Origin of the sequence: uncultured Tyzzerella sp. (assembly GCF_963558545.1) — a bacterium.
GTDB lineage: Bacteria > Bacillota > Clostridia > Lachnospirales > CAG-274 > Tyzzerella.
The window spans coordinates 1-1,522 of the sequence record NZ_CAUWHO010000119.1 but is presented as its reverse complement, the minus strand read 5'-3'; the positions used below and the strand labels follow the sequence as shown (position 1 = coordinate 1,522).

Below are 1,522 nucleotides of genomic sequence, written 5' to 3'. Positions count from 1 at the left end.
TTGAAAATTTAGCAGATGATATAGTAAAAGAACTAGAATTATATGAAGAAAGACTTAAAGAAAGTGAGCAAAAATTAATTCAAGCTAAAGAAGAAGTAAATAAGCCTTTTGAACAAGAAGAAAGACTTAGCTATCTTTATAAAAGAAAAATAGAACTAGACTATAATGTAGAAAATGGGATAATTACTGAAGTTAAGGAAGATGATAATGTTATTGAAGAAACTACTAACTTTTATGATTTTAAAAATATGTCAGTAGCAGAAATTAAAGAAACTTTCAAAAAAGGTATGTTAATTAAACTAGAAAATATGCAAGGAGAAAACTTGCCAAGTGGCTTATTGGGAGCAGTTGAAAGGGTTGATGATATAGGGCAAGTTAAAGTTATTTGGCAAAATGGTAGTACTTTAAGTTTAAATGTAAAAGAAGATAGTTTTGAAATTATTTCAAATGAAAATACAAAGGAAAATGAATATACTCAAAATGAAGAAATTTATGAAGAAGAAATGTGGGAGGAAATACAATGAATATAAATAAGTATCCTTTTACAGAAGAACAAATGAGGCAAATTTTTGAAACAAGTTTAGTTGATTATGCTATTAGAAATGGTTTTAGGTTAAAAAATAGTGATAGTAGAACTTTTAAAGTAGAAAAAATGGGTGGATTATTTATATTTAAAAATGGCAAAGGATTTTATCATTTTACAACAAATAAAAAAGGCAATATTTTAGATTTTGCAAAAGAATATTTAGGGCTAGATTTTAAACAAGCAGTAGAAAGTATTTTAGGAATTAGAGCTTATGAAAATAACATAGGCTCTTTTTATTTACATAAAGAAAAGGAAAAAAAGTCTTTTAAGTTACCACCAAAAGCTGAAAATTTTAACAGGGTAATAGATTATTTAGTACAAACAAGAAAGCTAGATAAAGAAATAGTACATTTATTTATAAATGAAGATAAAATATATCAATCTAAAGAAGAAAATAAAAAAGGTATATTTTATAACTGTGCTTTTGTTGGCTATGATGAAAATAATATAGCTAAATATTGTAGTTTAAGGGGAATGTCTTTAAAAAGTAATTTTAGAAAAGATATAGAAAGCTCTGATAAACAGTATGGTTTTAATTTTAATGGAACAAGCCAAAATTTATATGTATTTGAAAGTCCCATAGATTTAATGAGCCATATGACAATTTTTAAGATAGAAAATAAAATTGACTGGAAAAAAGATAGTAGATTATCTTGTGGTGGATTATTTGATATGGCAATAGATACATATTTAGAACACCATAACAACATAGAAAATATAATATTTTGTTTTGATAACGATGTAGGTAAAAAAGAAAATTATGGGCAAGAAAAAGCACAAGAGTTTGGCAAAAAGTATAAAGAATTAGGTTATAAATGCTATTTGCAAACACCTAAAAATAAAGACTTTAATCAAGATTTAGTTGAAAAAGTAAAGGAAATGAATAATAAAATTTATAAAGCAAAAGGAATAGAATATGATGAACTTGAGAGATAA

2 protein-coding genes are annotated in these 1,522 nt (G+C 25.0%); both read left to right on the top strand.

The genetic code is table 11. The annotated features are described in order from the left end of the window. Positions 1-524 (top strand): DUF4314 domain-containing protein (locus tag R5Z65_RS10105; protein ID WP_317368939.1); only part of this gene is annotated, 524 nt, incomplete at its 5' end. Continuing rightward, entirely contained in the window at positions 521-1,522 is a 1,002-nt protein-coding gene (locus tag R5Z65_RS10100; protein ID WP_317368938.1) for a DUF3991 and TOPRIM domain-containing protein, read from the top strand. The genes R5Z65_RS10105 and R5Z65_RS10100, both read left to right, overlap by 4 nt.